The sequence below is a fragment of the Stenotrophomonas sp. YJH_SMC_123 genome (assembly GCF_059368215.1).
On record NZ_JCAFRM010000005.1, the window covers coordinates 32420 to 45376 of the forward strand.

Here is a 12957-nt window from a genome sequence, read left to right on the forward strand (position 1 = left end):
CGGGCTGCCGGCCGATTATCCCGGCCTGGCAGGGATCTTGCCGTGCCACAATACTGGACCGTCCAGTCTGCTTATGTTCAGCCGACGGGCCCGATCCTTCGATGTCTAAAAAACGTTAATGGTGCCCATGTCGGCTTCCACCTCCAGTCTGGTGCAGTTATCCAACGTCCGCATCGACCGGAGCGGGCGCACGATCCTGCGCGACGTGTCGCTGCAGGTGCCCAAAGGCAGCATCACGGCCGTGCTGGGTCCGTCCGGCAGCGGCAAGTCGACCCTGCTGGCGGCACTGACCGGCGAACTGCGCCCGGTGGCTGGCGAGGTCACCCTGTTCGGCAAGCCGATTCCGCAGGACAGCGGCGCGCTGCTGGAAATGCGCAAGAGTGTGGGGGTACTGCTGCAGGGCAACGGCCTGCTGACCGACCTCACTGTGGCCGAAAACGTCGCGCTGCCGCTGCGCACGCATACCCGCCTGCCGACCGCCGTGCTGCGCCGCCTTGTGGAAATGAAGCTGCATGCGGTGGGCCTGCTGGCCGCTGCCGATGCCTGGCCACGCGAGCTGTCCGGTGGCATGGCGCGCCGCGTCGCGCTGGCCCGCGCGCTGGCGCTGGACCCGCCGCTGATGATCTACGACGAGCCACTGACCGGGCTGGACCCGATCGCCTCTGGCGTGATCATGAGCCTGATCCAGCGCCTCAACCACAGCCTGGGCCTGACCAGCATCATCGTCAGCCACCACGTGCACGAGACTTTGCCGATCTGCGACCAGGTGATCGCCATCGCCAATGGCGGCATCGTGTTCCAGGGCACGCCCGAGGCGCTGCAGTCCAGCCAGGACCCGTTGCTGCGGCAGTTCCTGCACGGCCAGCCTGACGGCCCCATCCCGTTCGATGCCGCACCGCGCGCGAGGGTCGCCTGATGCCGTTCGTCCAAGCCACCCGCTCGCTCGGCCGCGCCGGCCTGTTCTCGCTGACCGTGCTGCGTGGTTCGCTGCCGACCCGTGATTTCCTGGCCGAGCTGACCCGCGAGATCTACAAGATCGGCGCGCGCTCGCTGCCGATCATCGCCGTCGGTGGCGCCTTCGTCGGCCTGGTGCTGACGCTGCAGGGCTACCGCACGCTGACCACCTTCGGTGCGGCCGACGCGCTGTCGACCCTGCTCGGCCTGTCGCTGTACCGCGAACTGGCACCGGTGCTGACCGCGCTGCTGTTCATCGGCCGCGCCGGCAGCTCGATCGCCGCCGAACTGGGCCTGATGCGCGCCACCGACCAGATCAAGGCACTGGAGCTGATGGCGATCGACCCGGTGGCCAAGGCCGTGGCGCCGCGCTTCTGGGCGGCGGTGCTGACCGTGCCCCTGCTGACCGGCATCTTCTGTTCGCTGGCGATCAGTGCCAGCTACTTCGAAGCGGTACACGTGCTGGGCCTGGACAATGGCGTGTTCTGGTCGGCGCTGCGCAACAGCGTCGATTTCTGGGATGACTTCGGCGTGGCGATGCTGAAGTCGGCGATCTTCGGCGGCACCGCCGCGCTGGTCGCCGCCTACGTTGGTTTCCACGCCGAGCCGACCATCGAGGGCACCTCGGTGGCGACCACCCGTGCGGTGGTCAACGCCTCGCTGCTGGTACTGATGTTCAACTTCGTGCTGTCGGCAATGTTGTTCACCTAACCCCTCCACAGGCGGTGCGCAGGCGCGCGCGGCCACCACGACTCGATCAGGTAATCCACATGGCCATCCGCGGTCCCAGACTCGAATTCTCCGTCGGCGCCTTCCTGCTGCTGGCCCTGGCCTCGCTGATGGTGCTGGCCGTGGCCTCGACCAACCAGCGCTGGAGCTGGGGCAGCCAGGGCTACGAGCTGAAGGCGCGCTTCTCCCAGGTCGGCCAGCTGCGCAAGCAGGCGCCGGTGAAGATCGGCGGCGTCACCGTCGGCCAGGTCGCCTCGATCGACCTGGATCCGGTGAAGTTCGAATCCATCGTGACCCTGCGCATGGACAGCAAGGTCAAGGACCTGCCGGCGGACACCTCGGCCGGCATCTTCACCAGTGGTTTGCTCGGCGAGAGCTATATCGGTCTGCAGCCGGGCGGTGACCCGGACGTGCTCAAGGCCGGTGACGAGATCGTCTTCACCCAGCCGGCGGTGGACCTGATCCAGCTGGTCGGCAAGTACATGTTCAGTGGCGGCGCCGGTGGTGGCGCAGGCCAGAAGCCCAACGATGGCGCGCAGGCGCCTGCAACGGAACCGCAACCATGAAGATGAAACTGATCCCGGCCCTGCTCGCCTCGGCGCTGCTGGCGGCTACTCCATTCCTCGCCCAGGCCCAGGCCACCGCTCCCGCCCCCGCCGCTGCCGCGGCGCAGGGCCAGGCCGGCAAGGTGGTGATCGATGCCAGCACGCGCATCCTCACCACCCTGCAGCAGCGCCGCAGCGAGTTCAGCAGCAACCCGGCCAGCCTGCGCAGCTACATCGACAGCGAACTGAACCGCACCTTCGATCGCGACTATGCCGCGCGCCTGGTGCTGGGCCCGCATGCCCGCGGCGCCTCGGATGCCGACATCAAGCTGTTCGCCGATGCCATGGCCGACAGCCTGATGCAGCGCTACGGTTCGACCCTGCTCAACATCCAGGGCAAGCCGAGCTTCCGCCTGAAGGGTGAAAGCCCGCTGCCGGGCAACCGTGGTGTGCGCGTGAGCACCGAACTGGTGCGCGCCGGCAACGAACCGACCCCGGTCGAATACTGGATGCGCAACGTGAACGGCCAGTGGAAGATCTTCGACGTCAACATCGAAGGCATCTCCTACGTGCAGACCTTCCGCAACCAGTTCGATACCCCGCTGCGCCAGAAGGGCATCAAGCAGGTGGCCAGCGAGCTGCACAGCGGCAGCATGCAGGCCGGGCCCGCGGGCAATGGCAAGTAACGCACTTGCGCTGCTGGAAGGCGACACCCTGCGCCTGCGCGGGGTGCTTGACCGTGCCGCGGTGATCGCACTGTGGCCGCAGCTGCAGGCCCTGCCGGCCAAGCTGGCGCGGCTGGAGCTGGGTGAGGTCGAGCGCGTGGACAGCGCCGGCCTGGCGCTGCTGGCCGAGCTGGCGGCCCGTGCACGCAAGGCGGGCCATGCGCTGGCCATTTCCGGCGCGCCCGCCGGCTTCAACGAGCTGAGCGCAGCCTACCGGCTGTCGCCCAACCTGGATTTCAACGCTACTTCTGCTGCGAGCTGACATGAACGTCGTACGCACTTTCCCCCTGATCCTCCTGGCCACCGCCCTGACCGCCTGTGCCGGCAAGCCCGCGCGCAGCGATGCACCGGTCGCCAGCACCGTGGTTGCGCCCGGCCCTGCTGCTCCGGCCGCAACGGCCGATACCGGCGGGGTCGACGCTGCTCCGGTCGCCTCCGTGGCCAACTCTGCCGCGCCCACCGCTTCAGCGCCGACGGCTGCGCCGCAGGGCGCAGAGGCCAGCCCACCGAAGGCCGCAGCGTCCACCGCCGCCGCCGGCGACGATGATTTCGACGCCCTCTATGGTGGTACCGGCAACACCGGCAACGCGGCGGCCTACGATCCGTGGGAACCGTTCAACCGCAAGGTGCACACCTTCAACAATGCGGTCGACCGCGGCGTGGCGCGCCCGCTGGCCACCGCCTATACCCATGTGGTGCCGCGCTTCGCGCGCACCGGCGTCAGCAACTTCTTCAGCAACCTGCGTGCGCCGGTGACCATCACCAACCAGTTGCTGCAGGGCCGTGGTGCCGATGCGTGGGACAGCCTCGGCCGCTTCCTGATGAACAGCACGCTGGGCATCGGTGGCCTGTTCGATCCAGCCAGCAAGGCGATGGTGCCGCGTCGCAATGAAGACTTCGGCCAGACCCTGGGTGCCTGGGGCTGGCGTCGTTCGCGCTACGTGGAACTGCCGTTCTTCGGCCCGCGTACCGTACGCGACGTGTTCGGCCTGGCCGGTGACATCCCGTTGTCGCCGATCCGGCGCGTCGAGGAAGACAAGATCCGCATCGGCCTGCAGGGCCTGCAGCTGGTCGACACCCGCGCACAGCTGCTGGCGATCGACGATCTGCGCGACACCGCAGTGGACGAATACGCCCTGGTCCGCGATGCCTGGATGCAGCGCCGCAACTACCAGATCGAGAACGATCTGCGCAGCAAGCGCGACCGCGGCCATGACGATGCCAATTCGCCGATCCCCGTCGATGCGATGCCGATGCCGCAGTGGACCCACTGAGGCCGCGCGACGGTGCATGAAAAACCCCGCCTCGGCGGGGTTTTTCTTTTCCGGTGGGTGCCAACCCTGGTTGGCACGCCGTGCTCAGGCCGCCAGCGCGGCCTCGATGGCCTCGCGCAGGCGCGCGTCATCGGCGGCCACGTCCGGGGCAAAGCGTGCGACGACCTTGCCATCACGGCCGACCAGGAACTTCTCGAAGTTCCACAGCACCGCCGGTGCCGGATGGATCGGGATCTCCTTGCTGGCCAGGCGCTCACGCAGCGGGCCTTCGCCGATCGACTGCGGCTGCGCGGCGGTCAGCTGCTGGTACAGCGGGTGGGTGTCCTCGCCAGCCACGCTGATCTTGGAGAACATCGGGAAACTGACATCGTAGGTGAGCTGGCAGAACTGCTGGATCTCGGCCTCGCTGCCTGGCTCCTGGCCAAGGAAGTTGTTGGCGGGGAAGCCCAGCACTTCCAGGCCCTGCGCGTGCTTTTCCGCATACAGCGCCTGCAGGCCTTCGTACTGCGGGGTCAGGCCGCACTTGGAGGCGACGTTGACCAGCAGCAGCACCTTGCCCTGGTAGTCGGCAAGCGAGGACGGCTGGCCGTCGATGGTGGTGAGGGGAATGTCCTGGATCGGGGTGCTCACGCGGGGGCTCCGGCTACGGCGGGGAATGGCCCACCAGCATAGCGCCGCGCGCGCTGTTGTAGAGCCGAGCCCATGCTCGGCTGATGGTATGGCAGCCGAGCCTGGGCTCGGCTCTACAGGCAGGATTCAGTCCACGCAGATCGTGCCCTGCGCCTTGCCATCATCGATGCGCTGGCGGCACCCGAAGTTCTGGCGCACATCACGCTGGCAGGTACCGGTGGCGGCACTGCCGGCGGCCACCTCGGCTCCGGCCAGGCACTGGCCCGTGCAGTCGCTCTTGCGGCTGCAGGCCTTGCCGGCGTCCGCATAGGGAATCACGCACTGCTCGCGCTGCAGGCGGCCGAGCCGCTGCAGCGTGCCGCCAGCGGCCTGGCAGTCGACGTCACGTGCTTCGCGGTAGGCCTCGCTGGCTTCCGGCGCAGGAGCGGCCGTAGTCGTGTCGGCGACCGGGGGCGTGCTGCTGCACGCAGCCAGCAACGCAGCCAGGACAAGAACGGCACAGGAGCGCAAGCGCATGTCGATACCCGCCACGGACTCAGGGTGCCCAGCATAGCCAGGCGCAGGTGCACGGGACGTGTCAACCCGCATTGCCGTCCTCGTCGTCCTCCGGCGCGCCCAGCTGCTGCATCGGGTCCGGGGTCAGCTCCGGTGGCAGCGCGCGCTTGGCCTTGCTGCCCAGTTCGGCAAGCCGACGCGCGCGGCTGATGGCCGACTGCGGCGAATCGATCAGGCGATTGCGCGCATCGGCGTAGGCCTTGCCGGCATCGTCCAGCTTCTTGCCCATGGCGGTGAAGTCCTGCAGGAACCCGGTCAGGGCGTCCAGCACCAGACCGCCGGCCTCGCTGATCTTCAGCGCCTGCTTCTGCACCTTGTCGCGCGTCCACAGGCGCTCGGCCACGCGCAGCAGCGCCATCAGGGTGTTGGGCGAGGCGAACACCACGCGGTTGTCGAAGGCGAACGCCTGCAGGCTGCCATCGGCGCCCAGTGCGGCTGACAAGGCACCCTCGATGGGAACGAAGGCGATGGTGATGTCCAGCGTCTCGCTGCCCAACGCCTTCGGATAATTCTTCTCGCCCAGGTCCTTAACGTGCTGGCGCAGCGCAACCGCGTGCCTGCGCAACGCGTCTTCCGACTGCTCCGGGGTAGTGGCATTCATGGCTTCCTGCCAGGCGATCAGGTTCACCTTGCTGTCGATCACCACGCTGCGTTCGTCGGGGAACTGCACCACCACGTCCGGTCGCAGGCGCGCACCTTCGTCATCCACGGCATGCTTCTGACGCTGGTAGTGCACGCCCTCTTCCAGCCCCGATCCGCGCAGTACGTTGTCGAGCATCAGCTCGCCCCAGTCGCCGCGGACCTTGGCATTGCCCTTCAGCGCATTCGTCAGCGCCGATGCCTGCGCCGCCATGTCCTGGTTGAGCGTCTTCAGTTCGCCCACCGCACCCAGCAGGCTGGCGCGTTGCCGCGCTTCCTCGCCATACAGCGTATCGACGCGGGTGCGGAAATCGCCCAGCTTGTCGGCGAACGGCTTGAGCAGCCCCTCGATGTCCGCGCGTGACTGCACTGTCGCCTGCCGCACGTTCTTCTCGAACTGCTGTCCGCGTTCGTCGAACACCTTGCCCGCCAGTTCGGCGAAGGCGCCCGACAGCTTTTCCTTGGCGGTATCAAGATAGCTGCGCAGTTCGGCACTGGCCCGTTCGGAGTGCTGCAGATTGGCCACCGCGCGGGCATGTTCACCGTGCAACTGCTGGTAGCGCTGCTGCGCCTGCTGCAACTCGCTGCTGGTCTCCGCAACGGCAGCGCGCGCCTGCGCCAGGGCCGCTTCACGTTCGGCCAGCTGTGCTTCGCGACTGGCCGACAGCGCTGCTTCGCGCTCCACCCGGGCGGTCAGCGTAGTGACGGCCTGTGCGTGCTGCTGGCTGCGGCTCCGTTCGTTCTCCAGTTCAGCGCTCAGCGCATCGAGGCGGCCGCGCAGCTGGCCGGCATCGACCAAGGCGAGGCGATGCTGTTCGCGTTCGCTGTCCAGCAGCCGCTGCAGTTCGTCGGAGGGTGCACCGCCAGCACTGCGACGCCACAGCAGCACCAGCGCGACCAGGGTCGCCAGCAGCAGGACCACTGCCAGGATCATGAGGACTTCGATATTCATGCGATCAGTTTAGCCCCGCTGCGCTAGGCTGGGTCGGTCTGCCCCGGAAGCCCCCATGCTCGCTCTGTACGGAAAACCCACCTCCATCAACGTGCGCAAGGTGCTCTGGCTGTGCGCCGGCCTCGACCTGCCACTTCACCACGAGCCAGCGCCGCCGGCGGACCTGCTGGCCACACTGAACCCGAACCGGCAGGTGCCGGTGCTGCGCGATGGCGGCTTCGTGCTGTGGGAATCCAACAGCATCTGCCGCTACCTGGCCGTACGCGCTGGCCGTGATGACCTGCTGCCCCGCGCGGCACAGGATCGTGCGCGGGTCGAACAATGGATGGACTGGCAGGCCAGCGACCTCAACAGTGCCTGGCGCCACGTGTTCATGGCGCGCGTGCGCCAGCATCCGGATTACCCGGATGACGCCCGCGCCGCAGCCAGCCTGGCGCAGTGGAACCGGCTGATGGCTGTCCTTGATGCACAGCTGGCCACTACCGACGGCTACGTGGCGGGCAACACCTTCACTCTGGCCGACATCGTGCTCGGGCTGTCGACCCAACGCTGGCGCAGCACGCCCGGCAACAAGCCCGTGCTGCCACACCTCGCGGCGTGGTTCGAGCGCCTGCGACAGCAGCCGGGTTTCACCACCCACGTCGACAACGGCGTGGCCTGAGGCAGGGGGCGGATCCCTTTCCCGGAGCAAAGGGATCTGACCCCAAGGGTGCGGGAACGATCCGGCCTTACCAGCCTTCCAGCACGATCTTGCCCTTGGCGCGGTGGCTCTCCAGCAGCGCGTGGGCGCGCCGCAGGTTGGCCGCGTCGATGCGCCCGAAGTGCTCGCCCAGCGTGGTCTGCAGCACGCCCGTGTCGATCAGCTCGGCCACACGGTTCAGCAGGTCGTGCTGGCGCTGCATGTCGGCGGTGCGGTACAGCGGCCGGGTGAACATCGACTCCCAGTGCAGTGACAACGCCTTGCGCTTGAGCGCCATCACGTCCACCTGGCCAGGATCATCGATCAGCCCCAGCTGGCCCTGCGGCGCCAGCAGTTCCACGATCTGCGCGTAGTACTGGTCGGAGTGGGTCAGGCTGGCCACATGCTGCACTTCGCTGATGCCGAGCCGCGCCAGTCCCTCGGCCAGCGGCAGGCGGTGGTCGATCACGTGGTGCGCGCCCATTGCGTATGCCCAGTCCTGGGTATCCGGACGCGAGGCGGTGCCGATCACGGTCAGCCTGGTCAGCTTCCGCGCCAGCTGCACCAGGATCGAACCGACACCACCGGCAGCACCGATCACCAGCAGGGTCTGGCCCTCGCCACCACCCTCGGGGATGCGCAGGCGGTCGAACAGCAGCTCCCAGGCGGTGATTGCAGTCAATGGCAGCGCCGCGGCGGCGGCATCATCGAGGCTGGCCGGCTTGCGCCCGACGCTGCGCTCGTCCACCAGCTGGTACTCGGCATTGCTGCCCGGGCGGTCGATGACGCCGGCGTAGTAGACCGCGTCGCCGGGCTGGAACAGGGTCACCTCGCTGCCCACCGCGTCGACGATGCCGACCGCGTCCCAGCCCAGTACGCGCGGGCCATCGGTGGCCACGCCGCGGCGGACCTTGGTGTCGACCGGGTTCACCGCCACCGCGCGTACCGCCACGCGCAGGTCGCGGGGGCCGGGCTGCGGCAGCTCCAGTTCGATGTCGATCAGGGCCCGGGCATCATCGATCGGCAGGCCGGCGTGGGTATAGGCAATGGCGCGCATGGCAGCGGTCCAGTGGGGAAGGAGGCGACAGGTTGCGCCGCGCGCGCTCCCTCGGAAAGGCGCAGAATCGGGCAGCACTTTCACTCTGACGATGAAGATGATCCGCTTCGACGATCTGCAGCTGTTCGTCCGCACTGCCGCGCTGGGCAGCTTCTCGCAGGCCGCCCGCGAGGCCGACCTGCTGCCCGGGCAGGTCGCTGCGGCGGTGGCACGGCTGGAGCGCGAGCTGGACCTGCGCCTGTTCGTGCGCACGACCCGCAGCCTGCGCCTGACCGGCGAGGGCGCGCTCTACCTGCCGTATGCGCAGGAGGTGCTGGCCACCCTGCGCGAAGGCCAGGCCCGCGTGCAGGGCGAGGACACCGAGCTGCACGGCATCCTGCAGCTGTCGGCGCCGTCGGACTTCGGCCGCAACCTGCTGTTGCCCTGGCTGAGCGCGTTCCGCGCCGCGCACCCGCGGCTGCGCCTGCACCTGCGCCTGTCCGACGAGGTCGCCGACGTGTTCCGCGAACCGGTCGACGTGGCCATCCGCATCGGCCACTTCGATGACGCCAACTACGTAGCCCTGCCCCTGCTGGAAGGCAACCGGCGCGTGCTGGCCGCCTCGCCCGGCTACCTGCAGCGGCGTGGCCCGCCCACGCGCCTGGAGGATCTGCGCGAGCACGACTGCCTGGTCTATCAACTCAATGGCCGCGCCTACGATCGCTGGTCGTTCGAGGTGGACGGGCGCCGCAGCGTGGTTCCGGTACGCGGCCCGCTGGTCTGCGACGACGCCGACGTGGTGCGGCGCTGGGCCGTGGCCGGCGAAGGCATCACCTACAAGTCCTGGCTGGACCTGCGCGAGGATGTGCTGGCCGGGCGCCTGCAGGTGCTGCTGGACGGCGTTGGCAGCAGCATCCCGCTGCAGCTGGTGTGCCCGCATCGCAAGCAGTTCTCACCCGCCGTGCGGCAGCTGCACGCGCAGCTGCGCCAGCACCTGCAACCGCTGCTGTCCGGGATGCCGGTTGGCCCCACCGGCCCCCTGTCGCCCGCCGCAGCGCTGGCCGACAATGGCGGCCCCCCGTAACAGAAGAGCACCGCCATGCCGTGGATGGGCATCCAGGACCTGTGGACGTTTCTGGTCGCCGTGCTGGTGTTTCTCGCCCTGCCCGGTCCCGGTACCTTCACGCTGCTGACTGCCACCGGCCGTGGCGGCGTGCGCGGCGGCTACACCGCACTGGCCGGCCTGCTGGTCGGCGACCAGATCCTGATGTGGCTGGCGCTGGCCGGCGTGGCCGCACTGCTGAAGGCCAATCCTCTGGTATTCCACGCCGTGCAGTACCTCGGCGCGGCCTACCTGGTGTGGGTCGGCATCAGCCTGCTGCGCACGCCCAAGCACGAGGGCGGCGACGCCGGCCCGATCCGCATGCAACCCGGCCGCTACTTCCAGCAGGCGATCCTGGTCAGCCTGCTCAACCCGAAGGCGATCCTGTTCTACATGGCCTTCCTGCCGTTGTTCATCGATCCGAAGGCGCACCAGGGCATCGCCACCTTCGCCGCGCTGGCCGGCATCATCCTGGTGGTCAGTATCGCCTACTGCTCGATGCTGATCGGCGTGGGCAACCTGGCCCGCCGCCGGTTGATCCAGCACCCGCGGATCAGCGATGCGCTGCGTCGCGTGGCCGGCCTGTTCCTGGTGGGGTTCGGCATCCGCCTGGGGCTGAACGGATGAACGGGCGGCTGCCACTGCTCGGCATGACCCTGCTGCTGGCCGGTGCCGCCTCTGCCGGCACCGTGCAGGACCATCGCTGCCTGACGGGCGGTCGCAACGACAACATCCACCTGGAATGGCGCTGGCTGGAAGACGGCCGGGCCGACGTGCGTTACGCCGGCCAGCGCGAGCGCCTGCCCCTGCACCGGATCTCGATGGAGACCACGGTGCTGGCCGAGGATCGCCCGTACCAGTTCGACAGCGTGTGGGAAGAGCGCATCGACGGGCGCCTCAACGGCCGCTACCTGCTGAGCACGCAGGGCGCGTTGGTACTGGATCTGAGCTACGAACGCGCCCGTGATGGCCGTCGCACCACCTTCCACGATGACAGCCAGGCGTGGCAGGAGGATGGCTGCCATTGGCCGGGAGGCGTAGCGGCGCGCGTGGTCGATTGAAGCATGCCAACCAAGGTTGGCATCTACCGGTCGTGCATCTCCGCGCGCAGGTGGTCGATGAACACCCGCAGCTTGGGCGCCATCTGCTCACGCGCGGGGTAGTACAGGTGGAAGCCGGGGAATGGCGGCTGCCAGTCCTGCAGCACGCTCTGCAGTCGCCCAGCGTTGATGTCGTCGGCCATCAACGAGGCGAAGCCTTGGGCCATTCCCAGACCCGCCAGCACGGCACCATGGGCGACGCCGGCATCGTTGAACACCAGCCGCCCGCTCACTTGCACGTCCAGGTCGTGGCCGTCGCGGCTGAACTCCCAGGGCATCAGCCGGCCGTTGGCCAGCCGGTGCACGATGCAGGCGTGGCCCTGCAGGTCATGCGGGGTCTGCGGCACGCCATGGCATTCGAAATAGGCCGGCGTGGCTACCACCACCTGCCGCTCGGGTGGCCCGACCGGCACCGCGATCATGCCCTGTGCGAGTGATTCGCCCAGGCGGATGCCGGCGTCGAAACCCTCGGCCACCAGATCGGTCAGCGCGGGGTCGACGCACAGTTCCACCTGCACCTGCGGGTAACGCGCAAGGAAGTCGGGCAGCCGCGGCAGCACCATGCGATCGGCGACGATGCGCGGCAGGGTCACGCGCAGCCGCCCGGCAGGCACCGAGCGCGCGCTGTCCAGTTCGGCAAATGCCTGGTCGATCTGGTCCAGGCCGCCGCGCACGCGCTGCAGGAAACGCGCGCCGTGCTCGGTCAGGTTGACCCGCCGCGTGGTCCGCTGCAGCAGCCGCACGCCCATCCGCGCTTCCAGCGCGCGCACGCTCTGCGACAGCGCCGAGGTCGACACACCCAGGGCATCGGCGGCGCGGGTAAAGCTGGCGTGCTCGGCCACGTGGACGAAAGCGACCACAGCAGTGAGCGGGACGGAGGCATCCATTGTGAAGGCAGCCTTCAAGGTAAGTCCGGTGACACGCAGTTTATCCACATGATGGCGTGGAGGATGCTGTGCCCCTCGCCGCTGCCCATCCAGACGTGGCGCCTTCCCCAAGGAGATCCACATGAAGACCCGTACTCTCGGCCCCGCCGGCCCCACCGTGTCCGCCCTCGGCCTGGGGTGCATGGGCATGAGCGCGTACTACGGCGGCCGCGGCAGTGACGATGACGGCATTGCCGTCATCCGGCACGCGCTGGACCGTGGCGTGACCCTGCTCGACACCGCGGATGTGTATGGCCCGCACACCAACGAGGTGCTGGTCGGTCGCGCGATTGCCGGCCGCCGCAACCAGGTGTTCCTGGCCAGCAAGTTCGGCGTCGGCCTGGACCCGGCTGACCCGAAGGCGCGGCAGATCAACGGCCACCCGGACTATGTGCAGGCCGCCTGCGAGGCCAGCCTGCGTCGCCTGGGCGTGGACCACATCGACCTGTACTACCAGCACCGCGTCGACCCGACCGTGCCGATCGAGGACACCGTGGGTGCGATGGCACGCCTGGTGGAACAGGGCAAGGTGCGCTGGCTGGGCCTGTCCGAGGCCTCGGCGGCCACCCTCCGCCGCGCCCATGCGGTGCACCCGATCACGGCGGTGCAGAGCGAGTACTCGCTGTGGTCGCGCGAGCCGGAGCAGAACGGAGTGCTGGCCACCACGGCGGAGCTGGGCATCGGCTTCGTGCCGTATTCGCCGCTGGGCCGTGGCTTCCTGACCGGTGCCATCCGCAGCCCGGACGACTTCGACGCCGACGATTACCGGCGCACCTCGCCCCGCTTCGAAGGCGAAAACTTCCAGCGCAACCTGGCATTGGTGGACACCGTGCAGGCGCTGGCCGCCGAGCGCGGCATCGCTGCCTCGCAGCTGGCGCTGGCCTGGGTGCTGTCGCGCGGCGGGCACATCGTGCCGATCCCGGGCACGACGCGGCGGGCACGGCTGGACGAGAACCTCGCTGCTCTGCAGGTGGAACTGGATGCGGCCACGCTGGACGCATTGGATGCGGCCTTCCCGCTGCATGCCGCGGCCGGCGAACGCTATTCGGTCAGCGGCATGGCCAACATCGAGTCCTAGCGGGGGCCGGGACGAACGTACACCGGTGGCTGC

The 12957-nt window shown here is 68.6% G+C and carries 16 protein-coding genes; 11 read left to right on the top strand and 5 right to left on the bottom strand.

The features are described 5' to 3' along the window. Window positions 1-127: 127 nt before the first annotated feature. Genes AC5P5W_RS12625 through AC5P5W_RS12650 form a run of 6 tightly spaced genes read left to right on the top strand, consistent with a single transcriptional unit; the run spans window position 128 to window position 4227 of the window. Complete coding sequence (locus AC5P5W_RS12625; protein ID WP_014648934.1) at window positions 128-916, top strand: ABC transporter ATP-binding protein; 789 nt, start codon at window positions 128-130, stop codon at window positions 914-916. Beyond that, window positions 916-1665 carry an MlaE family lipid ABC transporter permease subunit gene (locus AC5P5W_RS12630; protein WP_005414955.1) on the top strand — a complete coding sequence of 250 codons (750 nt, stop codon included), beginning with the start codon at window positions 916-918 and terminating at the stop codon, window positions 1663-1665. The genes AC5P5W_RS12625 and AC5P5W_RS12630 overlap by 1 nt, the downstream gene beginning before the upstream one ends. A gap of 59 nt (window positions 1666-1724) precedes the next feature. Then, window positions 1725-2249 (top strand): outer membrane lipid asymmetry maintenance protein MlaD, encoded by a 525-nt coding sequence (gene mlaD, locus AC5P5W_RS12635; protein WP_014039020.1) that lies wholly within the window; start codon window positions 1725-1727, stop codon window positions 2247-2249. Next, window positions 2246-2914, top strand: a complete 669-nt coding sequence (locus AC5P5W_RS12640) for an MlaC/ttg2D family ABC transporter substrate-binding protein (protein ID WP_014648935.1) — start codon at window positions 2246-2248, stop codon at window positions 2912-2914. Before mlaD ends, AC5P5W_RS12640 begins: the two co-directional genes overlap by 4 nt. Beyond that, on the top strand, window positions 2904-3215 hold the full coding sequence (locus tag AC5P5W_RS12645) for an STAS domain-containing protein (protein WP_049442550.1): 312 nt from the start codon (window positions 2904-2906) through the stop codon (window positions 3213-3215). Before AC5P5W_RS12640 ends, AC5P5W_RS12645 begins: the two co-directional genes overlap by 11 nt. A 1-nt stretch (window position 3216) precedes the next feature. Beyond that, entirely contained in the window at window positions 3217-4227 is a 1011-nt protein-coding gene (locus AC5P5W_RS12650) for an MlaA family lipoprotein (RefSeq protein WP_197574251.1), read from the top strand. Between the two features lie 84 nt (window positions 4228-4311). Here AC5P5W_RS12650 and AC5P5W_RS12655 read toward each other — a convergent pair whose 3' ends face one another. The 3 genes from AC5P5W_RS12655 to AC5P5W_RS12665 all read right to left on the bottom strand — a co-directional run bounded on the left by AC5P5W_RS12655 (window position 4312) and on the right by AC5P5W_RS12665 (window position 7003). Continuing rightward, entirely contained in the window at window positions 4312-4857 is a 546-nt protein-coding gene (locus AC5P5W_RS12655; RefSeq protein WP_014648938.1) for a glutathione peroxidase, read from the bottom strand. 126 nt (window positions 4858-4983) lie between these two features. After that, window positions 4984-5373 (bottom strand): hypothetical protein, encoded by a 390-nt coding sequence (locus AC5P5W_RS12660; RefSeq protein WP_041863989.1) that lies wholly within the window; start codon window positions 5371-5373, stop codon window positions 4984-4986. Between the two features lie 61 nt (window positions 5374-5434). Next, window positions 5435-7003 (bottom strand): DNA recombination protein RmuC, encoded by a 1569-nt coding sequence (locus tag AC5P5W_RS12665; protein WP_014648940.1) that lies wholly within the window; start codon window positions 7001-7003, stop codon window positions 5435-5437. A 55-nt stretch (window positions 7004-7058) separates the two neighbouring features. On the opposite strand from AC5P5W_RS12665, the gene AC5P5W_RS12670 reads away from it, so the two are divergent. Continuing rightward, complete coding sequence (locus tag AC5P5W_RS12670) at window positions 7059-7664, top strand: glutathione S-transferase family protein (RefSeq protein WP_111205872.1); 606 nt, start codon at window positions 7059-7061, stop codon at window positions 7662-7664. A 67-nt stretch (window positions 7665-7731) separates the two neighbouring features. Here the strand turns inward: AC5P5W_RS12670 and AC5P5W_RS12675 are convergent, their stop codons facing one another. Beyond that, window positions 7732-8739: a zinc-binding alcohol dehydrogenase family protein gene (locus tag AC5P5W_RS12675; RefSeq protein WP_014648942.1), complete on the bottom strand. Its 1008-nt coding sequence runs from the start codon at window positions 8737-8739 to the stop codon at window positions 7732-7734. 91 nt (window positions 8740-8830) lie between these two features. Between AC5P5W_RS12675 and AC5P5W_RS12680 the strand changes: the two genes are divergently transcribed. From AC5P5W_RS12680 to AC5P5W_RS12690, 3 genes are read left to right on the top strand one after another with little or no spacing between them, the layout of a single operon-like run. Continuing rightward, window positions 8831-9802 carry a LysR family transcriptional regulator gene (locus AC5P5W_RS12680; RefSeq protein ID WP_014648943.1) on the top strand — a complete coding sequence of 324 codons (972 nt, stop codon included), beginning with the start codon at window positions 8831-8833 and terminating at the stop codon, window positions 9800-9802. Window positions 9803-9817: 15 nt separating this feature from the next. Beyond that, window positions 9818-10447 (top strand): leucine efflux protein LeuE, encoded by a 630-nt coding sequence (gene leuE / locus AC5P5W_RS12685; protein WP_005411716.1) that lies wholly within the window; start codon window positions 9818-9820, stop codon window positions 10445-10447. After that, window positions 10444-10881, top strand: coding sequence for a hypothetical protein (locus tag AC5P5W_RS12690; RefSeq protein WP_014648944.1), 438 nt, complete (start codon window positions 10444-10446; stop codon window positions 10879-10881). Before leuE ends, AC5P5W_RS12690 begins: the two co-directional genes overlap by 4 nt. 23 nt (window positions 10882-10904) lie before the next feature. On the opposite strand, the gene AC5P5W_RS12695 is transcribed toward AC5P5W_RS12690, so the two are convergent. Continuing rightward, window positions 10905-11807, bottom strand: a complete 903-nt coding sequence (locus AC5P5W_RS12695) for a LysR substrate-binding domain-containing protein (protein ID WP_197574253.1) — start codon at window positions 11805-11807, stop codon at window positions 10905-10907. Window positions 11808-11928: 121 nt separating this feature from the next. Between AC5P5W_RS12695 and AC5P5W_RS12700 the strand changes: the two genes are divergently transcribed. Beyond that, entirely contained in the window at window positions 11929-12924 is a 996-nt protein-coding gene (locus tag AC5P5W_RS12700) for an aldo/keto reductase (RefSeq protein WP_197574254.1), read from the top strand. Window positions 12925-12957: the final 33 nt, after the last annotated feature.

What these genes read in the sequence shown, in the direction of transcription:
- AC5P5W_RS12625 (WP_014648934.1), top strand. Translation starts at nt 128, where the DNA reads ATGTCGGCTTCCACCTCCAGTCTGGTGCAGTTATCCAACGTCCGCATC.
- AC5P5W_RS12630 (WP_005414955.1), top strand. Translation starts at nt 916, where the DNA reads ATGCCGTTCGTCCAAGCCACCCGCTCGCTCGGCCGCGCCGGCCTGTTC.
- mlaD (WP_014039020.1), top strand. Translation starts at nt 1,725, where the DNA reads ATGGCCATCCGCGGTCCCAGACTCGAATTCTCCGTCGGCGCCTTCCTG.
- AC5P5W_RS12640 (WP_014648935.1), top strand. Translation starts at nt 2,246, where the DNA reads ATGAAGATGAAACTGATCCCGGCCCTGCTCGCCTCGGCGCTGCTGGCG.
- AC5P5W_RS12645 (WP_049442550.1), top strand. Translation starts at nt 2,904, where the DNA reads ATGGCAAGTAACGCACTTGCGCTGCTGGAAGGCGACACCCTGCGCCTG.
- AC5P5W_RS12650 (WP_197574251.1), top strand. Translation starts at nt 3,217, where the DNA reads ATGAACGTCGTACGCACTTTCCCCCTGATCCTCCTGGCCACCGCCCTG.
- AC5P5W_RS12660 (WP_041863989.1), bottom strand. Translation starts at nt 5,373, where the DNA reads ATGCGCTTGCGCTCCTGTGCCGTTCTTGTCCTGGCTGCGTTGCTGGCT.
- AC5P5W_RS12665 (WP_014648940.1), bottom strand. Translation starts at nt 7,003, where the DNA reads ATGAATATCGAAGTCCTCATGATCCTGGCAGTGGTCCTGCTGCTGGCG.
- AC5P5W_RS12670 (WP_111205872.1), top strand. Translation starts at nt 7,059, where the DNA reads ATGCTCGCTCTGTACGGAAAACCCACCTCCATCAACGTGCGCAAGGTG.
- AC5P5W_RS12675 (WP_014648942.1), bottom strand. Translation starts at nt 8,739, where the DNA reads ATGCGCGCCATTGCCTATACCCACGCCGGCCTGCCGATCGATGATGCC.
- AC5P5W_RS12680 (WP_014648943.1), top strand. Translation starts at nt 8,831, where the DNA reads ATGAAGATGATCCGCTTCGACGATCTGCAGCTGTTCGTCCGCACTGCC.
- leuE (WP_005411716.1), top strand. Translation starts at nt 9,818, where the DNA reads ATGCCGTGGATGGGCATCCAGGACCTGTGGACGTTTCTGGTCGCCGTG.
- AC5P5W_RS12690 (WP_014648944.1), top strand. Translation starts at nt 10,444, where the DNA reads ATGAACGGGCGGCTGCCACTGCTCGGCATGACCCTGCTGCTGGCCGGT.
- AC5P5W_RS12695 (WP_197574253.1), bottom strand. Translation starts at nt 11,807, where the DNA reads ATGGATGCCTCCGTCCCGCTCACTGCTGTGGTCGCTTTCGTCCACGTG.
- AC5P5W_RS12700 (WP_197574254.1), top strand. Translation starts at nt 11,929, where the DNA reads ATGAAGACCCGTACTCTCGGCCCCGCCGGCCCCACCGTGTCCGCCCTC.